Source organism: Enterobacter sp. QK-SA4, from assembly GCF_056856775.1.
The window spans coordinates 801,761-823,948 of the sequence record NZ_JBXFXH010000007.1 but is presented as its reverse complement, the minus strand read 5'-3'; the positions used below and the strand labels follow the sequence as shown (position 1 = coordinate 823,948).

Here is a 22,188-nt window from a genome sequence, read left to right as displayed (position 1 = left end):
ATGCTGAACACACGTTTTTCCGTGAGCCTGATACTCCTCGGCTGGCTCTGCCTCAGCGCGAGCGTCTGCGCGCAGGCGATCTCGTTCATTGCGCCCAAAGATCGGCCGCAGCTGGAGGCGAGTAAACCCTGGCCGGAGAACCAGTTTCTGGTCCTGGCCTACCACGACGTTGAAGACGATGCCGCCGATCAGCGCTATCTCTCCGTTCGCACCAGCGCGTTAAACGAGCAAATAAGCTGGCTTCTGCACAACGGCTACCACGCCATCAGCGTGCAGGACATTCTTGACGCGCATGACGGGAAAAAAACGCTGCCGCCAAAAGCCGTTCTGCTCAGTTTTGACGACGGCTACAGCAGCTTTTACACCCGCGTCTGGCCGCTGCTTCAGGCGTGGAACGTTCCTGCGCTGTGGGCGCCGGTGGGCAGCTGGGTGGATACGCCGGCAAATCAAAAAGTTAACTTCGGCGGCCTGATGACGCCCCGGGATCGCTTCGCGACGTGGGACATGGTGCGCGAGCTCAGCCGGTCCCCGCTGATTGAGATCGGATCGCACACCTGGGCCTCGCATTACGGTATTCCGGCCAACCCGCAGGGCAGCCGCGAGCCGGCCATCGCCAATCGCTTTTATGACAAAGCGACGGGCCGCTATGAAACCGACCAGCAGTTCAGCCAGCGGATCGGCGATGACGTTCGTAAAGTGACTGAAAAAATCACGCAGGTGACGGGCAAAGCGCCGCGCGCCTGGGTCTGGCCCTACGGCGCCGCCAGCGGTACGTCGCTCGCTATCGCCAGACAGCAGGGTTACCGGCTGGCCTTCACCCTTGAGGACGGGCTGGGGAACGTGCAGGATCTGGGCAATATTCCCCGTCTGCTGATCGCCGGAAATCCCTCGCTCAAGGCGTTTGCCAGCACGATCAGCCAGGTTCAGGAGCGCGATCCCGTGCGCGTCATGCACGTCGATCTCGACTACGTTTACGATCCCGATCCTGCCCAGCAGACCCAAAACATCAACAGGCTGATCCAGCGGGTCTACGACATGAAGATCAGCCATGTTTTCCTGCAGGCGTTTGCCGACCCGCAGGGCGACGGCAGGATCAAGGCGCTCTATTTCCCCAACCGTCGTCTGCCGGTCCGGGCAGATCTTTTTAATTTTGTCTCCTGGCAGCTGCAAACCCGCGCGGGCGTGAAAGTCTTCGCGTGGATGCCGGTGCTCTCGTTCGATCTCAATCCTTCCCTGCCTCGCGTGCAGCGTCGGGATCGTCAAACCGGCAAGCTGCGCGAAGCCACCGAGCCCTATATCCGGCTCTCCCCGTGGGACCCGCAGGTGCGCCAGCAGGTGACGGACATCTATGAAGATCTGGCCCGCTATGCCAGCTTCAACGGGATTTTGTTCCATGACGATGCGGCGCTGACGGACGTGGACGATGCCGGTCAGAACACCACGCGTCAGAAAAGCCAGACGCTTATCGGGTTTACCCACGCCCTGAGCCTGGCGGTGAAGCATATCCGTGGCCCGCAGATAAAAACCGCGCGCAATATGTTCGCCTTACCCATTCTGCAACCCGAAAGCGAAGCGTGGTTTGCGCAGAATCTTGATGATTTTCTGGCGGAGTATGACTGGACGGTGCCGATGGCCATGCCGCTGATGGAGTCCGTTCCGGCAGACGAGAGCGATGCCTGGCTGACGCGTCTGGTTAAAGCGGTCGCCGCACGCCCCGGCGCGCTCGATAAAACGATTTTCGAGCTGCAGGCCAGGGACTGGGACCAGAAACCGCAGCGCGCCGTTGCCGATAGCCAGCTTGCGCAGTGGATGCGCGTGCTCCAGCTGAACGGCATCAAAAACTACGGTTACTACCCCGACGACTTTCTCAACAACCAACCTGATATCTCGCGCATCAGGCCTGAATTTTCTTCGTACTGGTACCCTGACAATGACTGATCGCATTATCGCATTCTCTATTTTATGTCTGGTATTCGGGTTGCCGTTAGGCGTGGCCGCCCTTTTTACCGGCGAACTGATTCTGGATTTTGTGTTCTTCTGGCCGCTGTTTATGTCGGTGCTCTGGATAACCGGCGGCCTCTATTTCTGGTATCAGCTTGAACGCCACTGGTCGTGGGATAAAGACACGCCCGCCCCGACGCTCGCGGGTGAGCCGCTCATCTCCATTCTTATCCCCTGCTTCAACGAGGGAAGGAATGCCCGGGAGACCATCAGCGCCGCGCTGGATCAGCGGTATGAAAATATAGAAGTTATTGCCATCAACGACGGATCTTCTGACAACACCGCGCAGGTGCTGCAGGAGCTGGCGCAGGAACAGCCGCGCCTGCGGGTGATTAACCTCGCGGAAAACCAGGGGAAAGCGCTGGCGCTCAAGGCCGGGGCAGCGGCGGCCCGGGGCGACCTGCTGGTCTGCATTGACGGAGACGCCCTGCTCGATCGCGATACGGCGGCTTATCTGGTGGCCCCGCTGATTCAGTACCCTCACGTCGGGGCGGTTACCGGTAATCCGCGCATTCGCACGCGCTCCACGCTGATTGGGCGCATTCAGGTGGGCGAGTTCTCTTCCATTATTGGGCTCATCAAGCGGACGCAGCGGATCTATGGCCGGGTCTTTACCGTCTCCGGCGTCATCGCCGCGTTTCGCCGACAGGCGCTGGCAGACGTCGGGTACTGGAGCCCGGACATGATCACCGAAGACATCGACATCAGCTGGAAGCTTCAGCTGCGCCACTGGGATATCTTTTTTGAGCCGCGGGCGCTGTGCTGGATCCTGATGCCGGAGACGCTGAGGGGCCTGTGGAAACAGCGCCTGCGCTGGGCCCAGGGGGGCGCGGAGGTGTTTCTGGTCAACCTGCGCAGAATTGTGCGCTGGGAGCATCACCGCATGTGGCCACTGTTTCTGGAGTACGCCCTGTCAACGCTGTGGGCCTTCGCATATGCGATGACGGTGCTGCTGTTCCTCCTCAGCCATGTCGCGCCTGTTCCCGCCAGGCTGACCGTGGAGAGCCTTTTTCCACCGGAGTTTACCGGGCTGCTGCTGGGCGTGATGTGCCTGCTGCAGTTCCTGGTCAGCTTGTACATCGAGCGGCGCTATGAACGAAAAGTGGCCAGCTCGCTTTTCTGGGTGATCTGGTTCCCGATGGTGTACTGGATGATTGGCCTGTTCACCACCCTCGTCGCATTTCCAAAAGTCATGCTTAAACGCCAGCGCGCCCGCGCGCGCTGGATCAGTCCGGACCGGGGAAAAGGGAGCATTTAATGAACGAAAATACCTTAATTTTGACCGAGCATCGGCTCTTGCCGCGTCTTTTCGATGCCGCGCTGACGCTGGTGGCGTGGGGAGGATTTCTGTTTTTCCTGTATGCCCGGCTGTGGATGCAGCTAACCGATGAGAGCGACCACCGCTGGAGCGTGATTATCGCGTCCTTTAATACGGTGTTGCTCTACCTGCTGTTCGCCGCGCTCAACGGCTGGCTGCTGATTTTGTGGTATCAGTACAACCGCCGCCGCGCCCACGTGAGGCGGCGTCAGCCGGGCTATTTTCACCAGGAAGAGCTGGCCCGCAGCTTTAATGTTTCACCGCAGATCATCTCCGAGATGAGCCAGTACAACCTGCTGACGGTGTACCACGATCAGATTGGCCGCATCATCGATCTGAAGATCAACGAGCAGCAGGAAGAGGAAGAGCAGTAACGTAAAGCCCCCGCAGGAGACCCTGCGGGCTGAGGGATCCACCGTATTTTTTAAGCAGAAGCAATAACCTTGTTTCAGAACGACTAAAGGCTTTCAGCGATGCCCTGGTCCGGCTGTAAATCGCTGAGGCGTTTGCCTTCCGGCCGGGGCGAGGCGCATGGATGCGCCGAGAGGGCGGGCTTTACAGGGACGTTACCTCCGCCCGTACCCGACAAGCCGGAGGGAATAAGCCGAGGGCACCGCGAAGCGGCGATTTACCGCCGGGAGCCCGGGTCGCCAGGGTGGTGGCGACTAAGCCACCCTGGCACGTTCACCGGTTATGTCGTTAAAGAGTAGCCAGGAACATAAAGTGAACGGAATGACCACCAGAGCCGTATGTTCCCCCTCACCCCAGCCCTCTCCCTCAAGGGAGAGGGGGCAGTCCGTGCAGGCATTATTTTGTAGGCAATCCTCAGCCCTGCGGGGGGATTTTTATAGCGAGTCCTTCACCACAATCAGCGGCTCGATATCGCTCTCTTTCTTCACCACCAGCGAGTCATCGCCGCGCAGACAGGTCCCGCCGTAGTTCCCGCCCACGGTGAAGGTGCAGACCTGTATGTACTTGCCGTCGACCTTCGGCAGGCACCACAGCTGCTGGTAGATGTTCTTGCGGTCAACAAACTTGCCGCTGGATTTATCCAGCAGCTCGTCCTGGGCGCTAATCAGGTCGATATTGCTGCCGCAGCGTCCGGCAATCGGCTTGACGGCATAGCCGGTCTGCTTCAGCAGCTCGTTAACCTCAAAATCGGTGTCGAGCAGGTAACGGTGGTTCGGGAACAGCTGCCACAGAACCGGGAGAATCGCCTTGTTGCCGGGAATCACGGTCCACAGCGGTTCGAAGACCAGCACCTCCGGGCGCAGCAGGACGTCAATCAGGCGCACCTCGCCCTCGGGATGCCCGGTGCGGATCGGCACGGCGGCATATTCGGTTTCGCTGACCTCGCGGATCTGCTCAATCGCCGTTTCCCACGCCCAGGTTTTCCACACGCAATTGACGTGGCGGCCTTCGTCGTCGATCAGCTGTCCGGCGGCATCCCAGCTGAGCGCCTCCAGCCCGTGCAGGATTTTGGTCTCGAACCCGGCCTGCATCAGCGAACGCTGAATAAAGAGCGCGTGATAGTCCTCTTCGACATCGTTGTCCTGCATGATGTGGACGAACGGCCGCGCGTGGCTGTGCTTCCACGCCCCGGTCAGCTCTTCCAGCAGCCCTTCCGCCGGGTTATGCCCGTTGCCGCGATAGCCGTTTTTCACCCACTCTTCGAGAATCAGCCCGCCCTCGGTATGGCAGGAGGCGGAGTCGGCGTTGTACTCGTAAACCTTAATGCCGCGCTCATCCATGCAGAAATCCATACGACCGGTGATCATATGGTGGCGACGCCACTGCCAGGAGAGGCGCAGGCGAGGCCAGAGGATTTTCGGGATATCGAAAAGCGCCAGCAGGCTGTCGTCTCTCAGCACCTTGTCCGTGGCGTGCAGATACATCAGGTGCAGCTCGTTGGTGGCTTTGATCAGCTCCTGTTCCGCGCTTTCGGTAATGGTGAAGTACTGGCAGGGATCTTTGTTGATCACGTGACCGTTGGCGCGAACATACGCCTGCTGCAACGCGTCATTTTCGTTGAGCCACTTGCCGTCGAACTGACGTGTGTTTTTCAACCGCGCGCCGCTGATTTTCAGCAGTTCGCCGTCGATTTCCGGCTGGGGAATGCTGTGTTCCGCGTCGTCGGTCTGGATCATCCAGCCGAGAATCTCCGTGTCGTTGAAGGTGTCATGGATGGTGTAACACCCGTTCTCCACGCTCAGACGCAGTTCGCGCGTCCACTGCTGCCCGAGCGGCAGCGGGGAGTGAATCACGTTCTGCTCCGCAATACGCACCCTATCGTCGAGAAGCTGGGTGATCACCGCCACGTGGCCGGTCTCGTGAAACTCGCCGCCCTTTTGCCAGATCAGCAGCGCTCCGGCGCGCGGCGCGCGTTTCGAACCATTGGCAAAGGCCTGAAGGGGCAGAATGTTATCGTTCACCACCTGACGCAAAAAGCGCAGGGAGAAGATTTCCCACGCCATGCCGACGTCGGTAAACACAAAGCCATAGTTGAGAAACAGGAAACGGCGGGCAAACTCAACGCACTGCCACTTGTGGCCCATGTATTCGTTGCCGATATAGCTGCGAAAATCCGCGTCCTGCGGGTAGCTGCGCGGGTCCAGACTGCCGTAATTTGAAGAGTAAATCGCCACGCCACCGGGCGCATAGCCTAACAATGTCCCGAATGGCGCATCACTGCTTAACTTTCCTTTACGCATGTATCCAACCTAAAACAGGCAGGCGGCAATTTTTTATGGGTTGTCGTCGTCTGCACGTTGTAATTAACCTGACAGAGGGACATTTATCATACACCTGCGCGGCGCATTAACTACATGTTAAACAGCCAGCACGCCGCAAAATGCCCTGGCGCGATCTCCTGCATGGCAGGCTCCTGCGTCTGGCACACCGGCATGACGTGCGGGCAGCGGCTGCAGAACTTACAGCCCGGCAGCGCGGACGTAGGGCCTGGAATGTCGCCGCGCAGGGTGGCGTCTTCGAGGTTGCGGATGCGCGGATCGGGCTGGGGAACCGCCGCCAGCAGCGCGCGGGTGTAAGGGTGCGCCGGACGTTGATACAGTTCATTCGCCGGGGCCACCTCCACCAGTTTACCGAGATACATCACCCCAATGCGGCTGGAGATATGCCGCACCATGGAGAGATCGTGGGCGATGAACAGGTAGGTTAGCCCCAGCTCCTGCTGCAGATCCTGCAGAATATTCACCACCTGCGCCTGCACCGAGACGTCCAGCGCCGAGAGCGGCTCATCGCACAGCACGAATTCAGGATGCACGGACAACGCGCGGGCAATACTGATGCGCTGACGCTGCCCGCCGCTGAACTCATGCGGGAATCGTTCAAGGTGTTCGTGCTTGAGCCCCACTTTGTAGAGCAGCGTTTCCGTCCGTTCCCGCTGTTCTTCGCGGCTGTAGCCGTGGATCTGCATCGGTTCGGCCACCAGCTGTCGCACCGTCATACCGGGGTTGAGCGAGGAGTAAGGATCCTGAAAAATCGCCTGCATCCGCTTGCGCAGCGGCTTGAGCTCTTTTTCACGGGCGTGGGCGATCGCCTGCCCGGCAAAGTGGATCTCGCCTGAGGTGATATCGAACAGGCGCAGGATGGCGCGCCCGAGGGTGGATTTTCCGCAGCCGGACTCCCCCACCAGACCAAACGTCTCGCCGGGCTGGATATCAAAGCTCACGCCGTCAACCGCCTTCACGGCCGCGCCTTTACGCAGCAAACCGCCGTTGAGCGGATAGTGCTTGCGCAGATCGCGCACGCTCACTAAGGGTGCCTGTTGTTCATTCATGCCTGAATCTCCTTGTCGGCCCATAGCCAGCAGGCGGCGCGATGGCCCTCTCCGGCGGCGTAAAATGCAGGCTGTCGTTCACACTGGGGCATGCGCTTCGGACAGCGCTCCGCGAACGGACAGCCCGGCGGCGGGTTAAGCAGGCCGGGCGGCGAACCTTCAATGGGCGATAAACGCTGATTCACCTCATCCGGGCGCGGCAGCGAGGCCAGCAGACCCTGGGTGTAAGGATGCGCAGGGCGATAAAAAATGTCCTCCACGCTGCCCTCCTCCATCACCAGCCCGCCGTACATCACCACCACGCGGCTGCAGACCTGCGCCACCACGCCGAGATCGTGGGTGATCAGCAAAATCGCGGTCCGGGTCTGCTGTTGCAGACTTTTCAGCAGGCGAAGGATCTGCGCCTGAATGGTGACGTCCAGCGCGGTGGTCGGTTCATCGGCAATAAGAAGCTTCGGGTTGCAGGAGAGCGCAATGGCGATCATTACCCGCTGGCGCATGCCGCCGCTGAACTCGTGAGGATACTGGTCGTATCGCCGTTCCGCCCCGGCAATGCCCACCTTTTCCAGCATGGCGATGGCCGCCGCTTTGGCCGCTTTTTTGGTCAACCCTTTGTTGCGCATCAGAATCTCAGCCATCTGCTTGCCGATGGTCAGCACCGGGTTCAGGGCGGTCATCGGATCCTGAAAAATCATCGCGATCTCGTTGCCGCGAATGGCGCGCATCTGCGCGGGCGTTTTCTGCGCCAGATCCTCATTCTGGAAGCGGATGCTGCCGCCGGTTATCCGTCCGTTGCTCCCCAGAAGCTGGATAATCGACTTGCAGGTGACGCTTTTCCCGCAGCCCGATTCGCCGACGATGCCGACAACTTCCCCCGGCTTAACCTGAAAGCTCACGCCGCGCACCGCGTGAACCTCGCCCTCGCGGGTGCGGAACGTGGTTTGCAGGTTCTCAAGCGCTAATAATTTACTCATCGCGATTCGCTCCCGGCTCAAAGGCGGTACGGAACACATCGCCCAGCACGTTAAAGCTGAACACCGTCAGCAGGATCAGAATGCCGGGGAACATCGCCAGCCACGACGCTTCGCCAATATAAGACTGGGCGTTGTTAAGCATGCTTCCCCACGACGCCGCTGGCGCCTGCACGCCCAGCCCTAAGAAGCTGAGCGTTGACTCCATCAGAATGGCCGAGGCGATATTGAGCGTGGCCGCCACGATAATGGTCGGCAGCACGCCGGGAATGATGTGGCGCGCGATAATGCGCAGCGGATGCTCTCCCGACGCGCGGGCATAAAGCACGTACTCGCGCTCTTTCACCGACAGGGTTTCAGCACGCACCAGACGCGACATGTTCATCCACGTCAGCAGGCTGATAATCAGAATGATGTTATCCACGCCCGGCTTGAGGTAAGCATTTACTACAAGCAGCAGGAAGAAGGCCGGAATAGCCATCAGAATATCCACGGCGCGCATCATCAGGTTATCCAGCCAGCCGCCAAAATAGCCGCTCACCGTTCCCACCACCGTGCCGATAAGCGTGGAAAAGAGCATGGCGAGAAAACCGACCATCAGGGAGATCTGGCCGCCATACAGCGCGCGGGTGAAGTAGTCGCGGCCGTATTCGTCGGTGCCAAACCAGTGCGCGGCATCCGGCGGCAACGTGCGCGCGCCGAGCGCCATCCGATCCGGATCGTACGGGCTTAAGCCAGCACAGAGCGCGGCGACAACGAAAATAAAAAGCACAAACAGAGAGAACTGCGCCGGACGGTTGCGGCGCAGCTGGTGACGAACCTGCTGCCAGCGTCTGCTCATCCGGGTTACCTCAGCGTACGAATGCGGGGATCGGCGAAGCGATAAAGCACGTCGGCGATCAGGTTTCCGACGATCAGCATCATCGACGAGAGCATGATGATCGCCATAATCAGCGGGTAATCCAGCGAGGCGATCGACTGGATCCCCAGCAGCCCCATACCCGGCCAGGAGAAGACGCTTTCCGTCACATAGGCCCCCACAATCAGCTCTCCGAACGACAGGCCGAACAGGGTAATCACCGGCAGCAGCACGTTTTTCAGCACGTGCCGAAACAGAATACTGGAGCGCGTCGCGCCGTAGGCAAGCTGGGTTTGCACGTAGTCGGCCGAGAGCTGCGAGATGGTGTTGGAGCGGATGTAGCGCACGTAGCTGGAGAGGTTGTAGAACGTGAGGGCAATACACGGCAGCACGCCGTGACGCAGCAGATCCAGCCCGTTATCCTCCATGCCGATGGTGCGCATTCCCATGCTAGGGAACCAGTTAAGCTGCACGGAAAAAACGGTGATGAGCAGGATGCCGAACCAGAATATCGGAACAGAAATGCCGATATAGGCGAATAAATTGAGCAGATGATCCAGCCAGCGGTGCTTAAATGCCCCCGCCAGCAGCCCCAGCGGGATCGCCAGCACGATCGCCATCAGCAGCGACGCGCCCATCAGCCCCAGCGTGGCCGGAATACGTTCGCCAATCATCTCCAGCACCGGGCGGTGGTAAATCAGCGAATAGCCGAGATCGCCCTGCAGGACGTTTTTCAGCCACAGAACGTACTGCGTGACCAGCGGCTTATCCAGACCCAGGCTCTGGCGAATACGCTCGATGTCTTCCGGGGCCATACGCGGCGTAATGTACGCCGCCACCGGATCGCCGGGCGCGAGCTTGACCAGCAGAAACGCCACCAGTGAAATAAAAAACAGCATCGGCAGCAGCTGCAGCAGCCGACGCGTGAGGAGTGTGTTCACGACGTGCCCTTTCAAAAGCCCCGACCTGACGGCCGGGGCAATCACTTATTTCTGATAGATTTTTGACAGTTCCTGGAACAGATAGACCGGTTTCGGCTCCGCTTCCTCGGTGCCGCCAAAACGCTTGTCCACCGCGACGGTCGCATTGGTGTAGGCGATCGGGTAGTACGTCATGTCGTTCGCCACGGTCTGCTGAATTTGCTTATAGATATCGGCCCGTTTCGCGGCGTCGGTTTCCACTGCGCCTTTATCCCACAGGGCATCAAACTGCGGATTTTTGTAGTGCGCGTAGTTATAGGCTTCGTTGCTCATGAACAGCGATTTGTAACCGTCTGGCTCGGAGCCCATGATGTAGCCGCCCAGGTTCAGCTCCCACGCGGTGTTGTTCATATCGAGGCTGCGCTGAGACATGGCGTTGGAGTCCAGCGGCATCAGCTCCACGTTCACCCCAATGCCCTTCAGCGCCTGCTGAATGTAGAGCGCCATGCTCTCCTGGGTTTTGTTGGTGTTCACATACGCCAGGCGCAGCTTGAGGTTGTCCGGCGCGCCGGACGTCTTCAGCAGGTCTTTGGCTTTTTGCAGATCGAACTTGTACTGCTCGACGTCATCCGTCTTGTAAAGCGTATCTGGCGTCAGGAACGAGGTCGCCGGTTTAGCGTAGTCCAGCGAGGTAAACGCGGTCTGGGTGAGCTCGTCCTTGTTGATGGCATACGCGATGGCCTGGCGCAGCGCTTTGCTCTTCATCACCGGCACGTTCTGGTTGAACGTCATATAGGCCAGACGGCCTTCCGGATAGACCACGAAGTCAAACTTACCGGTATTTTTCAGGCGGTTCACATCCTGCGGGTCAACCATCTTGAGGTTAATTTCCCCGTTTTGCAGCGCAAGGTTGGCGGCGTTGCTGTCTTTGGCGAAACGGTAGGTGACCGAATCAAGCTTCGCTTTGCCGTTCCAGTAATCGTCAAAACGGGTCAGGGCGTAATACTGCCCGGCGCGATACTCTTTGAATTTGAACGGCCCGGAGCCTACCGGCGCATCGTTTTTGCTGCTCTTTTCCAGGTCGCCTTCACCGGCGAACACGTGCTGCGGAATCGGGTAGACCTGTACCAGGGTGCCGGTAAAGGCCGCGCTGACCTGCGGTAGGGTGAACTTAACGGTACGGTCGTCAACCTTACTCACCTCAACAGGCTTGCCGCCGTAGGTGAACATGCTGCGGAAGAAGCTGTGCTGTTTGGCATCCAGCAGCTTGTTGAAGGTGAAGACCACGTCATCCGCAGTCAGCGGCTGGCCATCCTGCCATTTCAGGTTGGGTTTTAACGTCAGGGTATAGCTCAGGTTGTCGGCGGAAGGCGTCAGGCTTTCCGCCAGGCCCCACTCAATGTTGCCGTTATTAAAGCTGTACAGCGGGGCATAGAGCGCCTGCATGATCGTTAACGTCGTACGGTCACTGGCATAGAGCGGATTAACGGCTAACGGGTCGCCGGAGGTAATTCCAATTATTAGCGAACCGCCCTCTTTTGGCGCGTCGTTTTTTGCCGCTGAGGGCGTATTTGTCTCTTTATTTTTCGCATCATCACAGCCCGCCAGGCCTAACGCGAGCGAAACCACCACTGCCGATAACAGAAGCTTGCGCATCTCACTAACTCCTTGCCTTATAAAGTGTTTATTACTGCATTTTTTATTTATGTTGAAGCATCATATTCAGCTTTATCGGTTTACGCATTAATTATGAAAATGCGATTTTCGATTAAGCTTATGCCGGATTTGATATATATAAGCGCCGGAAGGAATAGCGGTTAATTGATTGCGCTCGCAACGTTAAACGCTTCACAAATCTCCTGCTACACTGCCTCAACACATCACTCAAAAGGCAGGCCAACATGTCAGACAACACGTATCAGCCACCAAAAGTGTGGGAATGGAAAAAGAACGGCGGCGGCGCGTTCGCCAATATTAACCGCCCGATTTCCGGCGCGACCCATGAGAAAGATCTGCCCGTGGGCTCCCACCCGCTGCAGCTTTATTCTCTCGGGACACCGAACGGTCAGAAAGTGACGATCATGCTCGAAGAGCTGCTGGCGCTGGGCGTGACGGGCGCGGAGTATGACGCATGGTTGATCCGCATCGGCGAGGGCGATCAGTTCTCCAGCGGGTTTGTTGAGGTGAACCCGAACTCGAAAATTCCGGCGCTTCGTGACCACTCCACGAACCCGCCAACGCGCGTATTTGAGTCCGGCAATATCCTGCTTTATCTGGCAGAGAAATTCGGTCACTTCCTGCCGAAAGATCCGGCGGGACGCACCGAGACCCTGAACTGGCTGTTCTGGCTGCAGGGTGCGGCGCCGTTCCTCGGCGGCGGCTTCGGCCACTTCTACAACTACGCGCCGGTTAAAATTGAGTACGCGATTGACCGCTTCACCATGGAAGCCAAACGCCTGTTCGACGTGCTGGATAAACAGCTGGCGCGCGGCCGCTACGTGGCGGGTGAGGAGTACACCATCGCGGATATCGCCATCTGGCCGTGGTTCGGCTGCGTGGCGCTGGGCAGCGTCTATAACGCCGCCGAGTTCCTCGACGCCGGGAAGTACACCAACGTCCAGCGCTGGGCAAAAGATGTGGCGAACCGCCATGCCGTGAAGCGCGGCCGCATCGTTAACCGCACCAGCGGCGAGCTGAACGAGCAGCTCCACGAGCGCCATGCGGCAAGCGACTTCGATACCAATACGGAAGATAAGCGTCAGGCGTAACGTTCCGCCGGGCGGAGCCCCGCCCGGCAACTGAGATCCCTGCCCAGGGCATGATTAGCTTAATGGTTGAACCGGTTTTGCTGGCACTATCTGGACGTTTTTCTCTTGTCAGACGGTGAGAGATAACGTCTCAACCGACAGCAGTCACAAAGGATCTGTTATGAAACTTATTAAAACAACGCTGGTTATCAGCGCCCTCATTTTTTCAACCTCGGGAATGGCCATCGACAAAACTGCCGCCGGCGCGGTAGCAGGCGCGGCGATTGGCGCGGCTACGGGCAAAGATCTGAAATCGACCGTTGGCGGCGCCGTTGTAGGCGCAGGTACCGGTGCCATGTTCAAAAACGGCGAAAAGGGCAAAGACGCACGTAAGGGCGGCGCGGTAGGAGCTGCCGTAGGCGCAGGCGCCGCAGCGCTTACCGGCAAGAGCGTGCTGAAAGGTGCAGCCGTTGGTGCGGGCACGGGCGCGCTGATTGGTGAAGCGACGCACTGATAAATACAGCCGGGCAGCGCTCTGCGAGCCCGGCCTCGTTGTTATGCAGTAATTCCTCCGCACAAGGTCTCACATTTTTGCGATCCGCTTTCAGAAATCACATCTTCCCCACTGCCACAACCCTGTGAACAGTTGCCTGTCGTAGCCTGAAGATTACAATGCATTTGCTTATCGTAAACTACAGGCTACAATAATAGCTAAGGTCAAACACTACATCACAGCAGACGGGTACGACCCTTTTGATGCATATCTGAGAAGTGTGAAAGATCCCATAGCTAAGCCATGATTGCTACACGTGTCGCCAGAATGTCTACGGGTAACTATGGTGATTGCAAGCCATGCAGAGAGAGCGTTTCAGAACTCAGGATTGACCAGGGGTCAGGTTACCGCGTCTATTTCAGCGAAGTCTTCGATCCGGCAGATGGCGCAGTGAGTCTGGTGCTATTGACTGGAACGAAAAAAAAGCAAAATGCAGATATTGACAGGGCCGTTGAGTATCTCAACGACTACAAGCGCAGGATATAAGAGGAAATCGGAATGGCTAAATCAGTACTTCATGATGACGCAATGGTACAGCTCCTGAAAGATGCTCCGGATTTCGCGCCCGTATATCTTCATCAGGCTTTTATTGAAATTGACGAGCCCGGAGGCTATGAGGCGTTCATGCTGGCTTTACGACATGTGATTGAAGCCTCTGGCGGGATGACCGTCATTGCTAAACGTGCAGGCATTTCTCGCGAATCACTCTATAAATCACTTTCACCAAACGGTAATCCTTCATTTAAGCGTATTGCGGAAGTGGCATCCGCAACGGGATATCCGATTTCCCGAATTGCAGCTGCAGGGTTAAACGCACCAGCGTGGGACGCACGTCAAAATACGCCCTAAAGTTCTAGCCGGGCGAAGCATCAATGACGAGCGTCATACTGAAACGCTACTGGAAAAGGCGGTAAGAGACATGCCTGCATGCCGCCTCACCTGTTGCATTAATACTTAATGTCCCGCGCTTTTTGTCTTCCGGACTGTTTCATCTGACGCTTGTCCTGACGGCAGTCGTGATTGCTCTGGTTATTGTTCGCCACGCAGGTCTGCTTCACCTGCCGCGACGCGTCACGGGTTTCCTGCCTGACATCACGCGCCACGCGCCGCTCCTGCGCCTGCTGGGTCGCACTGGCAGAAACCGAGAACAGCATCAGAAGAATGCAAGAAAGGACAGGAATGACAGATAACGATCTGTTCATAGCAACACCTCGAAGAAGAGAGCCCAGAACGTCAGTGGGGTTAGCAAAAGAATAGCAGTTTCAGAAGGGGCTGAATGGGGAAGGCGTCAATAATACAAGGCCGCACAAGGCGGCCTTATACGCTGCGTTATGCCGTCAGACGGAACTTCTGCACAGAGCGCTGAAGATCTTCGGTCTGGCGCTCCAGCGCCGCCGCCGCGGCAGAAACCTCTTCAACCAGCGAGGCGTTTTGCTGGGTAACGCCGTCCATCTGGGTAATGGCAATCCCGACCTGCGAAATGCCCTTGCTTTGCTCCTCAGAGGCGGAAGCTATTTGCTTCATGATGGTTGTCACTTCCGTCACGTCGCGCAAAATCGCATCCATGGTGGTGCCGGTGTCGCTCACCAGCTGCGCCCCCTGCTCTACGCGGGAAACGGAATCGGTAATCAGCCCTTCAATCTCTTTGGCCGCGTTGGCGCTGCGGCTTGCCAGGTTGCGCACTTCGCCTGCCACCACCGCGAAACCACGTCCCTGTTCACCCGCGCGCGCCGCTTCAACCGCAGCATTGAGTGCCAGAATATTGGTCTGGAAGGCAATGCTGTTGATCACGTTGGTGATTTCAGCAATTTTCTTCGAGCTTTCCGAAATACCGCTCATGGTGGTCACCACCTCTTCCACCAGCGAGCCGCCGCGGCTGGCGGTTGTTGAGGCCACATCGGCCAGCTGGCTGGCCTGACGCGCGCTTTCCGCGTTCAGTTTCACCGTGGCGGTCAGCTCTTCCATGCTGGCTGCCGTCTCTTCCAGCGCAGCCGCCTGCTCTTCGGTACGGGAAGAGAGGTCGTTGTTACCGCTGGAGATTTCCGTCGCGCCGCGCCAGATGTTTTCACTGCCGGAGCGAATCGTACTGACCGCTTCGCGCAGGCTGTCCTGCATAGCGCTCAGCAGCGGCACCAGCTGCCCCACGCAGTTGCGGCCAAACGGCTCAATGGGCTGGCTGAGATCGCCCTGGGCAATCTGGCGGAACTGCTGGCGAATGCGAGCCAGCGGTTTGACCAGCATCGCCACCAGGTAACGGTCGGTGAAGAGCAGGATCAGCAGGCCGATAATCGTGGCGACGATAATCACCGTGCGGGTCATGCTTGTCAGGCCGTCCACCACCACGCGGGTGCTGTCGAGCGACTTCGCGGCGGCATTGTTGAACTCCTCAGCGGCCGCGCCGAACGCACGGCTCAGCGGCGGCGTGACGTTGTTGGCCTGCTGGCGATACCCCTCCAGAGCCCCCTGCTTCGCCTGCTGCATTTGCGGCGTTACGCCCTGTTCGAGCAGCGCCTGCCAGGAGCCGATCACCCGGGAAGAGATCTGCTCATCCATCGGGCCTGGGGAGATCGCTTTCATCTCGGCCAGTTTCTTGCCCATGTTATCCAGCGCCTGTTGGGCAGAGGACAGATCCGGCGTGCCGCCTGCGGCTTTGACTTCCATCGCACGGCTCAGACGGGTCACAAAGCGGAAATATTGATCGTTACCCTGGCTGAGTACCGTCATCTGTTTAACCAGCTGGCGGTCGACTTCATTGCCATCTGATACGCGAGAAAGGGACCAGGTGCTGTACAACCCAACGCCTGCCCACATTAAACAAAAGATCCCGAGAATCGTCAGCATGACGAAACGGATCGTGAAATTACGGAGCATATTCATAAGTCTTCCTTGCCGTGAGGGTGAGTTCGCCCAGAGGCGAGTACTACTCTCGTTATCGGCAGGAAAAAGGGAAATTATAACGTTTTGTGATCATTTTTAATTAGCGTGGCTTCACTGGTCACACAGCAGTCGTTAATCATTAGGCCCGAGCTTAGGGATGTCATTTGCGATGTGGTAAGTTCAGATGAAAACGTTGTTTCGAAAAATTCATCAATAAGAAAGGAGACATCATGTCCTGGCACCCTTACCCTGGCCGCTATGAGAGTATGCAATATCGTTATTGCGGTAAAAGTGGCCTGCGCCTGCCCGCGCTGTCGCTGGGACTGTGGCATAGTTTCGGCCACGTCCAGCCTCTTGACGCCCAGCGCGCGCTGCTGCGAAAAGCCTTCGACCTCGGCATCACCCATTTCGATCTCGCCAATAACTATGGCCCGCCGCCGGGCAGCGCGGAGGAGAATTTCGGCCGCCTGCTGCGTGAGGACTTTGCCGCGTACCGCGACGAGCTGATTATCTCCACCAAGGCGGGTTACGACATGTGGCCGGGGCCGTACGGTTCGGGCGGTTCACGCAAATATCTGCTCGCCAGCCTCGACCAGAGCCTGCAGCGTCTGGGCGTCGACTACGTGGATATTTTCTACTCCCACCGCGTGGATGAAAACACGCCGATGGAAGAGACGGCCTCCGCGCTGGCCCACGCCGTGCAGAGTGGGAAAGCGCTGTATGTCGGCATTTCCTCCTACTCGACCGATCGCACGCAGAAAATGGCCGAGCTGCTGCGCGAGTGGAAGATCCCGCTGCTGATCCACCAGCCGTCCTATAACCTGCTTAACCGCTGGGTCGATAAGACCGGCCTGCTGGATGCGCTGGAAGCAAACGGTACGGGGTGTATTGCCTTTACCCCGCTGGCGCAGGGGCTGCTGACCGGAAAATACCTGAACGGTATTCCTGAAGGTTCACGCATGCAGCGCGAAGGGAATAAAGCGCGCGGCCTGACGCAGAAGATGCTGACCGACGCCAACCTGAACAGCCTTCGCCTGCTGAATGAGATGGCGCAGGCGCGCGGACAAACGATGGCGCAGATGGCGCTAAGCTGGCTGCTGAAAGATACGCGCGTGACATCCGTGCTGATTGGCGCAAGCCGCCCGGAACAGCTGGAAGAGAATGTTCAGGCGCTGGAAAACCTGCGCTTTACGGAGGACGAACTCAAGCGGATTGACCAGCATGTTGCGGATGGGGAGTTGAATCTGTGGCAGGCGTCGTCGGATAAATAGTGCGGTCTGATGCCTTCCCCCCTCACCCTAACCCTCTCCCCAAAGGGGAGAGGGCGGGGTGAGGGGTATTAGATGTAGTTTACTTCTTACTGATCTTATCCAGATACCCCATCACAAACGCAGACAGCACAAACGTCAGGTGGATGATGACGTACCACATCAGTTTGTTATCCGGCACGTTCTTCGCGTCCATAAACACGCGTAGCAGGTGGATAGAGGAGATCGCCACAATCGACGCGGCCACTTTATTCTTCAGCGACGAAGCATCCATTTTGCCCAGCCAGCTGAGCTTCTCTTTACGCTCGTCGATATCGAGCTGGGAGACAAAATTCTCGTAGCCGGAGAACATCACCATCACCAGCAGCCCGCCCACCAGGGTCATATCCACCAGCGACAGCAGTACCAGAATCAAATCCGCTTCGGCAATAGAAAAAATGTTCGGCAGAACATGCCAGATTTCCTGAAAGAACTTAATCGTCAGCGCGATAAGTGCCAGCGAGAGGCCAAAATAGACGGGGGCCAGTATCCAGCGAGAGGCGTACATGGCATTTTCAAAAAAGCGTTCCATAAAGTCCTGTTTGCAAAAGAAACCAGCGCCCAGTATATCTCAACGGCGCTGGCTGTTTGCAATAACTCAACGGTACGTCACTCAGACGTTGTCTGGGTTAACCTCGGGACGTGCGTACTCCGGCCAGACAAGCGCCACCAGTTCAGGATAGGCTTCCAGACTGAACTCGCGAAAACACTGGCGCAAATTTAATACATCCAGATCGGAATAAGAGACCTTCTCGCCGTTAAGGCAGCGCTTTTTAATATTGTCATAATATTTATAGACTGCTGAATTCAGATCGCTACAGCGACGCTGCGCCTCAAACAGTCCGGGCGTGTCATTAATTTCCGACATTTTCATGCGCTTAATTGTCGCGTGTAAAAAGTCGATATATTCGTGGTTCACCCGCCAGTACCAGACAGGCGTAACGGAGTTCATCAATACAGAGAAATGGTCTTCCCCTTCCTCTTTTGTCATCAGTTCAGGTTGCGGGGGTTCACTGGTGTCTTTCGACACTTTCGTTTTATTGAACTCCTGCATCAATAAAAGCACACCAGCGGTCAGTAATAGTAATGTGATGACCGTAAAAAAGATGCTGTTCATGGGTAGGCTCCATTTTTTTTGATTTTAAATTTGCCTCATGATATTGTCAACGAATCTCACGCCTTTACCAACCCCACCCTGTTGAAAATAAAGGAAATTAAAAATGCTGCCCGACTATCTCGTCCCGGCTAAGTACCACATTACGCCTGTGGAACAGCAACCGACGGAAGCAGAAAAAGAGGCCAGTTTCACTCAGGGGAAAAGAAAGCTCTCTGATTTCGAGCCCGATATATTAATTGGTGTTTCCCGAACTGGCAAATCCCGAAATATGTTGCTGGAAGAGCACGATCGCCATATAAAAGACCGCTTATTTCGCGCCATAAAAATTGAAGCCTTTGTCCACCTGCTGAATGACCTGCAGGCCGAGGGTGAAATAGATGCCCAGAAACTAAGTCAAATAATGGCCGAGAAAACCGAAGAAATTAATGAAGCGGGCAATGAAATTTGGCTTAATTTAATTACGCGCGAAAAAAACAACCCAATTTTTTATAGCCTGGGGGAAGATTAACGTGAAAGAAGTTAAAAACAACGACGTTTATTTGACTTTAGAAGATAAAAAAAGTGATGAATTTATCTTAAAGCAAAATCTCGACGCGCTGAGAAACACAAAAAATGACGAGATGACGCGTATTACGCAAGACCTGGTATCGATCCCGGCGACGCTGGTTCGTCTGAAATGGCAGAATCGCCGTGAAATTTATCCGCTACAGGTCAAAGAAGAAATTTACGGTGCCGTGATGAACGCCATCATAGAGCAGCGGCCAGAACTGAAAGAGAAGCTTCTGGGACGTCTTGAGGCCAATTATCAATATCTGCTTGCCAGAGAAATCGCCACCCTGCGCCTGACGCGCAAGCTGTCCGACGGTGAGTACCGTACCTCAAACGTCACCTGCGTTGCGCTTGATGAGGACGCGCTGGCAACCCCCTCTACCGCACCGACGGATAGCAAAAACGCATAAACCAGCAGGTATAAAAAAAGCCGGCTTTCGCCAGCTTCTTTATCACTTCGAGGCCGCTATCTCTTCGCCGACCAGTCCAATCTTCAGGTAACCCGCCTGATGCAGCGTGTCCATTACCTTCATCATGGTTTCATAATCAACGGTTTTATCCGCACGGAAGAAGACCGTGGTGTCTTTCTTACCGCCCGTAAGCTGCTCCAGCGCCGGGATGACCGAGTCGGCCGTCACCGGGTCATTCCCGAGGAACATGGATTTATCCGCCTTCACCGACAGGTAGATAGGCTTCTCCGGGCGCGGCTGGGGCTGGCTGGAAGAGGCAGGCAGATTAACCTTCACATCCACCGTCGCCAGCGGTGCGGCCACCATGAAGATAATCAGCAGAACCAGCATGACGTCGATAAACGGCGTCACGTTGATTTCATGCATTTCGCCGTTATCGTCCAGATTTTCGTTTAGACGCATCGCCATACTCTTAACCTGCGCGCAGTTTAGACGCCGCGTGCACCGGCTTAACCGAGCTGGCGTTCAGGTCGAGATCGCGGCTTTGCAGCAGCAGAACCTGCGCGGCAACGTCACCCAGCGTGGCTTTGTAGCTGCCAATCATACGCGCGAAGATGTTGTAGATGACCACCGCCGGAATAGCGGCAACCAGACCGATTGCCGTCGCCAACAGCGCTTCTGCGATACCCGGCGCCACGACCGCCAGGTTGGTGGTTTGGGTCTGCGCGATACCGATAAAGCTGTTCATGATGCCCCAGACCGTTCCGAAAAGACCGATAAACGGTGAGATCGCGCCGATGGTCGCCAGATAACCATTGCCGCGTCCCATGTGTCGGCCAACGGCCGCAACGCGACGCTCCAGGCGGAAACCGGTACGTTCTTTGATGCCTTCGTTATCTTCACTGCCAGCGGAGAGTTCCAGCTCGTTCTGTGCTTCATTCACTAACAGGGTGGTCAGGCTTTTCGCGTGAAAGGATGAGGTCATATCTGCAGCCTGATCCAGAGAGCGGGCTTCTGCCAGCTGCTGCTGTTCCCGCTTAAGGCGGCGCTTCTGAGAAAGCAGCTCGGCGCTCTTGCTGAAGAAAATAGCCCAGGTGACAACGGACGCCAGAATCAGGCCGATCATCACAATCTTAACCACGATGTCAGCATGCTGATACATGCCCCAAACGGAGAGATCCGTCTGCATCAAATTATTACCCACTCTGTATCTCCAGGACGCAAATCACAAAATCTGAGCGTAATAATATCAAAACGTCGTCGAATTGATAGTAGTTCTCATTAGTATTTGCATGGTGCCGTAATTTTCGCTCACTTTCCTTGCGCTTACGCAGTAAAAATTTCTTATGCGAATTTTTGCTAATATTTTCTGCTTATTCGATAAGCCTCGGGGTGCAGTTTTTTCCAATCGTGGTAGTCTGGACGTCCAGACGTATAAAAACAGGGTTAGCGAACATGACAAAGAAGCATCTTGATACCACGCTGGTACAGGCAGGACGCAGCAAAAAATATACGCAGGGATCGGTCAACAGCGTGATTCAACGAGCCTCCTCGCTGGTGTTTGATACCGTTGAGGAGAAAAAAATTGCCACGCGCAACCGCGCGAAAGGCGGGTTGTTTTATGGCCGTCGCGGCACGCTAACCCATTTTTCGCTGCAGGAGGCGATGTGCGAGCTGGAAGGCGGCGCGGGCTGCGCGCTGTTCCCGTGCGGGGCGGCGGCGGTCGCCAACACCATTCTGGCGTTTGTGGAACAGGGCGACCATATCCTGATGACCAACACCGCCTATGAACCCAGCCAGGACTTCTGTACCAAAATCCTCAGCAAGCTCGGCGTAACGACCGGCTGGTTCGACCCGCTGATTGGCGAAGGCATTGCCGAACTTATTCAGCCAAACACGCGCATTGTGTTCCTGGAATCTCCGGGATCGCTCACCATGGAAGTTCACGACGTGCCGGCTATCGTGAAGGCCGTGCGCAGCAAAGCCCCAGAGGCGATCGTGATGATCGACAACACCTGGGCGGCGGGCGTGCTGTTTAAAGCGCTGGAATTCGACGTTGATATCTCGATTCAGGCGGCGACGAAATACCTGATAGGCCACTCTGACGGCATGATTGGCACCGCGGTTTCCAATGCGCGCTGCTGGGATCAGCTGCGTGAAAATGCCTACCTGATGGGCCAGATGGTGGATGCAGATACGGCCTACATGACCAGCCGCGGACTCCGCACGCTGGGCGTTCGCCTGCGTCAGCACCATGAAAGCAGCCTGAAGGTGGCCGAATGGCTGGCGCAGCATCCGCAGGTTGAGCGCGTGAATCATCCCGCGCTACCGGGCAGTAAAGGCCACGAATTTTGGCAGCGTGACTTTACGGGCAGCAGCGGTTTGTTCTCGTTCGTACTGAAAAAGCGGCTAAATAACGACGAGCTGGCGAGCTATCTGGATAATTTTACCCTCTTCAGCATGGCCTACTCCTGGGGCGGTTTTGAATCACTGATCCTGCCTAATCAGCCGGAACAGGTTGCGGCTCTGCGTCCCGGCGGTGAAGTGGACTTCAGCGGTACCTTGATTCGACTGCATATCGGTTTAGAAAACGTTGACGATCTGATTGCCGATTTAGCAGCAGGGTTCGAGCGTATCGTGTAGAGTGCTGGCTGAAAATGTACTCTCTGGACGCTTTTGTGGACACGGCGATGAGAAAAGTCTGCATGAGTTGCGCCCGGGATCAAACCCGACGGGCGAATAAGGGAGTACAATAGCGCT

22 protein-coding genes and 1 pseudogene are annotated in these 22,188 nt (G+C 56.7%); 11 read left to right on the top strand and 12 right to left on the bottom strand.

Translation table 11 applies throughout. The annotated features are described in order from the left end of the window. The 3 genes from pgaB to pgaD are packed head-to-tail and all read left to right on the top strand — an operon-like array spanning window position 1 to window position 3,693. Window positions 1–1,938 (top strand): poly-beta-1,6-N-acetyl-D-glucosamine N-deacetylase PgaB, encoded by a 1,938-nt coding sequence (gene pgaB, locus AC1VYI_RS05590; RefSeq protein WP_226484279.1) that lies wholly within the window; start codon window positions 1–3, stop codon window positions 1,936–1,938. Continuing rightward, complete coding sequence (pgaC, locus tag AC1VYI_RS05585; protein WP_023309155.1) at window positions 1,931–3,259, top strand: poly-beta-1,6-N-acetyl-D-glucosamine synthase; 1,329 nt, start codon at window positions 1,931–1,933, stop codon at window positions 3,257–3,259. Before pgaB ends, pgaC begins: the two co-directional genes overlap by 8 nt. Further along, complete coding sequence (gene pgaD, locus AC1VYI_RS05580) at window positions 3,259–3,693, top strand: poly-beta-1,6-N-acetyl-D-glucosamine biosynthesis protein PgaD (RefSeq protein ID WP_045888186.1); 435 nt, start codon at window positions 3,259–3,261, stop codon at window positions 3,691–3,693. The genes pgaC and pgaD overlap by 1 nt, the downstream gene beginning before the upstream one ends. 471 nt (window positions 3,694–4,164) lie before the next feature. Here the strand turns inward: pgaD and gss are convergent, their stop codons facing one another. From gss to AC1VYI_RS05550, 6 genes are all read right to left on the bottom strand, one after another. Next, entirely contained in the window at window positions 4,165–6,030 is a 1,866-nt protein-coding gene (gene gss / locus AC1VYI_RS05575; RefSeq protein WP_226484289.1) for a bifunctional glutathionylspermidine amidase/synthase, read from the bottom strand. Window positions 6,031–6,140: 110 nt separating this feature from the next. Continuing rightward, the gene (locus tag AC1VYI_RS05570; protein ID WP_226484291.1) at window positions 6,141–7,118 is read right to left on the bottom strand and encodes an ABC transporter ATP-binding protein; all 978 of its coding nucleotides are present in this window, start codon (window positions 7,116–7,118) and stop codon (window positions 6,141–6,143) included. Further along, a complete protein-coding gene (locus tag AC1VYI_RS05565; RefSeq protein WP_134867159.1) occupies window positions 7,115–8,092 on the bottom strand; it encodes an ABC transporter ATP-binding protein in 978 nt (325 codons plus the stop codon). Before AC1VYI_RS05565 ends, AC1VYI_RS05570 begins: the two co-directional genes overlap by 4 nt. Further along, window positions 8,085–8,930 (bottom strand): ABC transporter permease, encoded by an 846-nt coding sequence (locus AC1VYI_RS05560; RefSeq protein ID WP_029740724.1) that lies wholly within the window; start codon window positions 8,928–8,930, stop codon window positions 8,085–8,087. Before AC1VYI_RS05560 ends, AC1VYI_RS05565 begins: the two co-directional genes overlap by 8 nt. 5 nt (window positions 8,931–8,935) lie before the next feature. Beyond that, window positions 8,936–9,889: an ABC transporter permease gene (locus AC1VYI_RS05555; RefSeq protein WP_023309160.1), complete on the bottom strand. Its 954-nt coding sequence runs from the start codon at window positions 9,887–9,889 to the stop codon at window positions 8,936–8,938. Between the two features lie 45 nt (window positions 9,890–9,934). Beyond that, window positions 9,935–11,524, bottom strand: coding sequence for an ABC transporter substrate-binding protein (locus tag AC1VYI_RS05550; RefSeq protein ID WP_134867158.1), 1,590 nt, complete (start codon window positions 11,522–11,524; stop codon window positions 9,935–9,937). 245 nt (window positions 11,525–11,769) lie between these two features. Here AC1VYI_RS05550 and yghU point away from each other — a divergent pair, with 245 nt between their 5' ends. The 4 genes and pseudogenes from yghU to AC1VYI_RS05530 all read left to right on the top strand — a co-directional run bounded on the left by yghU (window position 11,770) and on the right by AC1VYI_RS05530 (window position 14,017). Continuing rightward, window positions 11,770–12,636, top strand: a complete 867-nt coding sequence (yghU, locus tag AC1VYI_RS05545) for a glutathione-dependent disulfide-bond oxidoreductase (protein ID WP_047743766.1) — start codon at window positions 11,770–11,772, stop codon at window positions 12,634–12,636. A 160-nt stretch (window positions 12,637–12,796) separates the two neighbouring features. Beyond that, a complete protein-coding gene (locus AC1VYI_RS05540; RefSeq protein ID WP_023309163.1) occupies window positions 12,797–13,129 on the top strand; it encodes a YMGG-like glycine zipper-containing protein in 333 nt (110 codons plus the stop codon). Between the two features lie 193 nt (window positions 13,130–13,322). Next, window positions 13,323–13,654 (top strand): annotated as a pseudogene (locus AC1VYI_RS05535) (type II toxin-antitoxin system RelE/ParE family toxin). Between the two features lie 12 nt (window positions 13,655–13,666). Then, entirely contained in the window at window positions 13,667–14,017 is a 351-nt protein-coding gene (locus tag AC1VYI_RS05530; protein ID WP_134867157.1) for a helix-turn-helix domain-containing transcriptional regulator, read from the top strand. Window positions 14,018–14,115: 98 nt separating this feature from the next. On the opposite strand, the gene AC1VYI_RS05525 is transcribed toward AC1VYI_RS05530, so the two are convergent. Together AC1VYI_RS05525 and AC1VYI_RS05520 are read right to left on the bottom strand one after the other, a co-directional pair. Beyond that, window positions 14,116–14,370, bottom strand: a complete 255-nt coding sequence (locus AC1VYI_RS05525; protein WP_023309166.1) for a hypothetical protein — start codon at window positions 14,368–14,370, stop codon at window positions 14,116–14,118. A 127-nt stretch (window positions 14,371–14,497) separates the two neighbouring features. Beyond that, window positions 14,498–16,045 carry a methyl-accepting chemotaxis protein gene (locus AC1VYI_RS05520; protein WP_134867156.1) on the bottom strand — a complete coding sequence of 516 codons (1,548 nt, stop codon included), beginning with the start codon at window positions 16,043–16,045 and terminating at the stop codon, window positions 14,498–14,500. 230 nt (window positions 16,046–16,275) lie between these two features. On the opposite strand from AC1VYI_RS05520, the gene AC1VYI_RS05515 reads away from it, so the two are divergent. Further along, window positions 16,276–17,316 (top strand): aldo/keto reductase, encoded by a 1,041-nt coding sequence (locus AC1VYI_RS05515; RefSeq protein ID WP_045403973.1) that lies wholly within the window; start codon window positions 16,276–16,278, stop codon window positions 17,314–17,316. 79 nt (window positions 17,317–17,395) lie between these two features. Here AC1VYI_RS05515 and AC1VYI_RS05510 read toward each other — a convergent pair whose 3' ends face one another. Together AC1VYI_RS05510 and AC1VYI_RS05505 are read right to left on the bottom strand one after the other, a co-directional pair. Then, a complete protein-coding gene (locus tag AC1VYI_RS05510) occupies window positions 17,396–17,884 on the bottom strand; it encodes a TIGR00645 family protein (RefSeq protein ID WP_023309169.1) in 489 nt (162 codons plus the stop codon). A gap of 81 nt (window positions 17,885–17,965) precedes the next feature. Beyond that, the gene (locus AC1VYI_RS05505; protein WP_023309170.1) at window positions 17,966–18,469 is read right to left on the bottom strand and encodes an ESA_00282 family adhesion-associated protein; all 504 of its coding nucleotides are present in this window, start codon (window positions 18,467–18,469) and stop codon (window positions 17,966–17,968) included. 103 nt (window positions 18,470–18,572) lie between these two features. Between AC1VYI_RS05505 and AC1VYI_RS05500 the strand changes: the two genes are divergently transcribed. Next, window positions 18,573–18,977: a hypothetical protein gene (locus tag AC1VYI_RS05500; protein WP_023309171.1), complete on the top strand. Its 405-nt coding sequence runs from the start codon at window positions 18,573–18,575 to the stop codon at window positions 18,975–18,977. Between the two features lies 1 nt (window position 18,978). Next, window positions 18,979–19,428, top strand: a complete 450-nt coding sequence (locus tag AC1VYI_RS05495) for a hypothetical protein (RefSeq protein WP_023309172.1) — start codon at window positions 18,979–18,981, stop codon at window positions 19,426–19,428. Between the two features lie 42 nt (window positions 19,429–19,470). Here the strand turns inward: AC1VYI_RS05495 and exbD are convergent, their stop codons facing one another. Both exbD and exbB read right to left on the bottom strand, forming a co-directional pair. Next, on the bottom strand, window positions 19,471–19,896 hold the full coding sequence (gene exbD, locus AC1VYI_RS05490) for a TonB system transport protein ExbD (RefSeq protein WP_134867155.1): 426 nt from the start codon (window positions 19,894–19,896) through the stop codon (window positions 19,471–19,473). Window positions 19,897–19,900: 4 nt separating this feature from the next. Further along, complete coding sequence (exbB, locus tag AC1VYI_RS05485; protein WP_023309174.1) at window positions 19,901–20,632, bottom strand: tol-pal system-associated acyl-CoA thioesterase; 732 nt, start codon at window positions 20,630–20,632, stop codon at window positions 19,901–19,903. Window positions 20,633–20,883: 251 nt separating this feature from the next. On the opposite strand from exbB, the gene metC reads away from it, so the two are divergent. After that, window positions 20,884–22,071 (top strand): cystathionine beta-lyase, encoded by a 1,188-nt coding sequence (metC, locus tag AC1VYI_RS05480; protein ID WP_023309175.1) that lies wholly within the window; start codon window positions 20,884–20,886, stop codon window positions 22,069–22,071. Window positions 22,072–22,188: the final 117 nt, after the last annotated feature.

Bases quoted from the DNA above. Each gene is read 5' to 3' on its own strand.
- AC1VYI_RS05565 (WP_134867159.1), bottom strand. From the start codon at position 8,092: ATGAGTAAATTATTAGCGCTTGAGAACCTGCAAACCACGTTCCGCACC.
- AC1VYI_RS05500 (WP_023309171.1), top strand. From the start codon at position 18,573: ATGCTGCCCGACTATCTCGTCCCGGCTAAGTACCACATTACGCCTGTG.
- metC (WP_023309175.1), top strand. From the start codon at position 20,884: ATGACAAAGAAGCATCTTGATACCACGCTGGTACAGGCAGGACGCAGC.
- pgaD (WP_045888186.1), top strand. From the start codon at position 3,259: ATGAACGAAAATACCTTAATTTTGACCGAGCATCGGCTCTTGCCGCGT.
- exbD (WP_134867155.1), bottom strand. From the start codon at position 19,896: ATGGCGATGCGTCTAAACGAAAATCTGGACGATAACGGCGAAATGCAT.
- AC1VYI_RS05570 (WP_226484291.1), bottom strand. From the start codon at position 7,118: ATGAATGAACAACAGGCACCCTTAGTGAGCGTGCGCGATCTGCGCAAG.
- AC1VYI_RS05525 (WP_023309166.1), bottom strand. From the start codon at position 14,370: ATGAACAGATCGTTATCTGTCATTCCTGTCCTTTCTTGCATTCTTCTG.
- pgaC (WP_023309155.1), top strand. From the start codon at position 1,931: ATGACTGATCGCATTATCGCATTCTCTATTTTATGTCTGGTATTCGGG.
- gss (WP_226484289.1), bottom strand. From the start codon at position 6,030: ATGCGTAAAGGAAAGTTAAGCAGTGATGCGCCATTCGGGACATTGTTA.
- AC1VYI_RS05550 (WP_134867158.1), bottom strand. From the start codon at position 11,524: ATGCGCAAGCTTCTGTTATCGGCAGTGGTGGTTTCGCTCGCGTTAGGC.
- yghU (WP_047743766.1), top strand. From the start codon at position 11,770: ATGTCAGACAACACGTATCAGCCACCAAAAGTGTGGGAATGGAAAAAG.
- AC1VYI_RS05520 (WP_134867156.1), bottom strand. From the start codon at position 16,045: ATGAATATGCTCCGTAATTTCACGATCCGTTTCGTCATGCTGACGATT.
- AC1VYI_RS05505 (WP_023309170.1), bottom strand. From the start codon at position 18,469: ATGAACAGCATCTTTTTTACGGTCATCACATTACTATTACTGACCGCT.
- pgaB (WP_226484279.1), top strand. From the start codon at position 1: ATGCTGAACACACGTTTTTCCGTGAGCCTGATACTCCTCGGCTGGCTC.
- AC1VYI_RS05530 (WP_134867157.1), top strand. From the start codon at position 13,667: ATGGCTAAATCAGTACTTCATGATGACGCAATGGTACAGCTCCTGAAA.
- AC1VYI_RS05540 (WP_023309163.1), top strand. From the start codon at position 12,797: ATGAAACTTATTAAAACAACGCTGGTTATCAGCGCCCTCATTTTTTCA.
- AC1VYI_RS05515 (WP_045403973.1), top strand. From the start codon at position 16,276: ATGTCCTGGCACCCTTACCCTGGCCGCTATGAGAGTATGCAATATCGT.
- AC1VYI_RS05560 (WP_029740724.1), bottom strand. From the start codon at position 8,930: ATGAGCAGACGCTGGCAGCAGGTTCGTCACCAGCTGCGCCGCAACCGT.
- AC1VYI_RS05510 (WP_023309169.1), bottom strand. From the start codon at position 17,884: ATGGAACGCTTTTTTGAAAATGCCATGTACGCCTCTCGCTGGATACTG.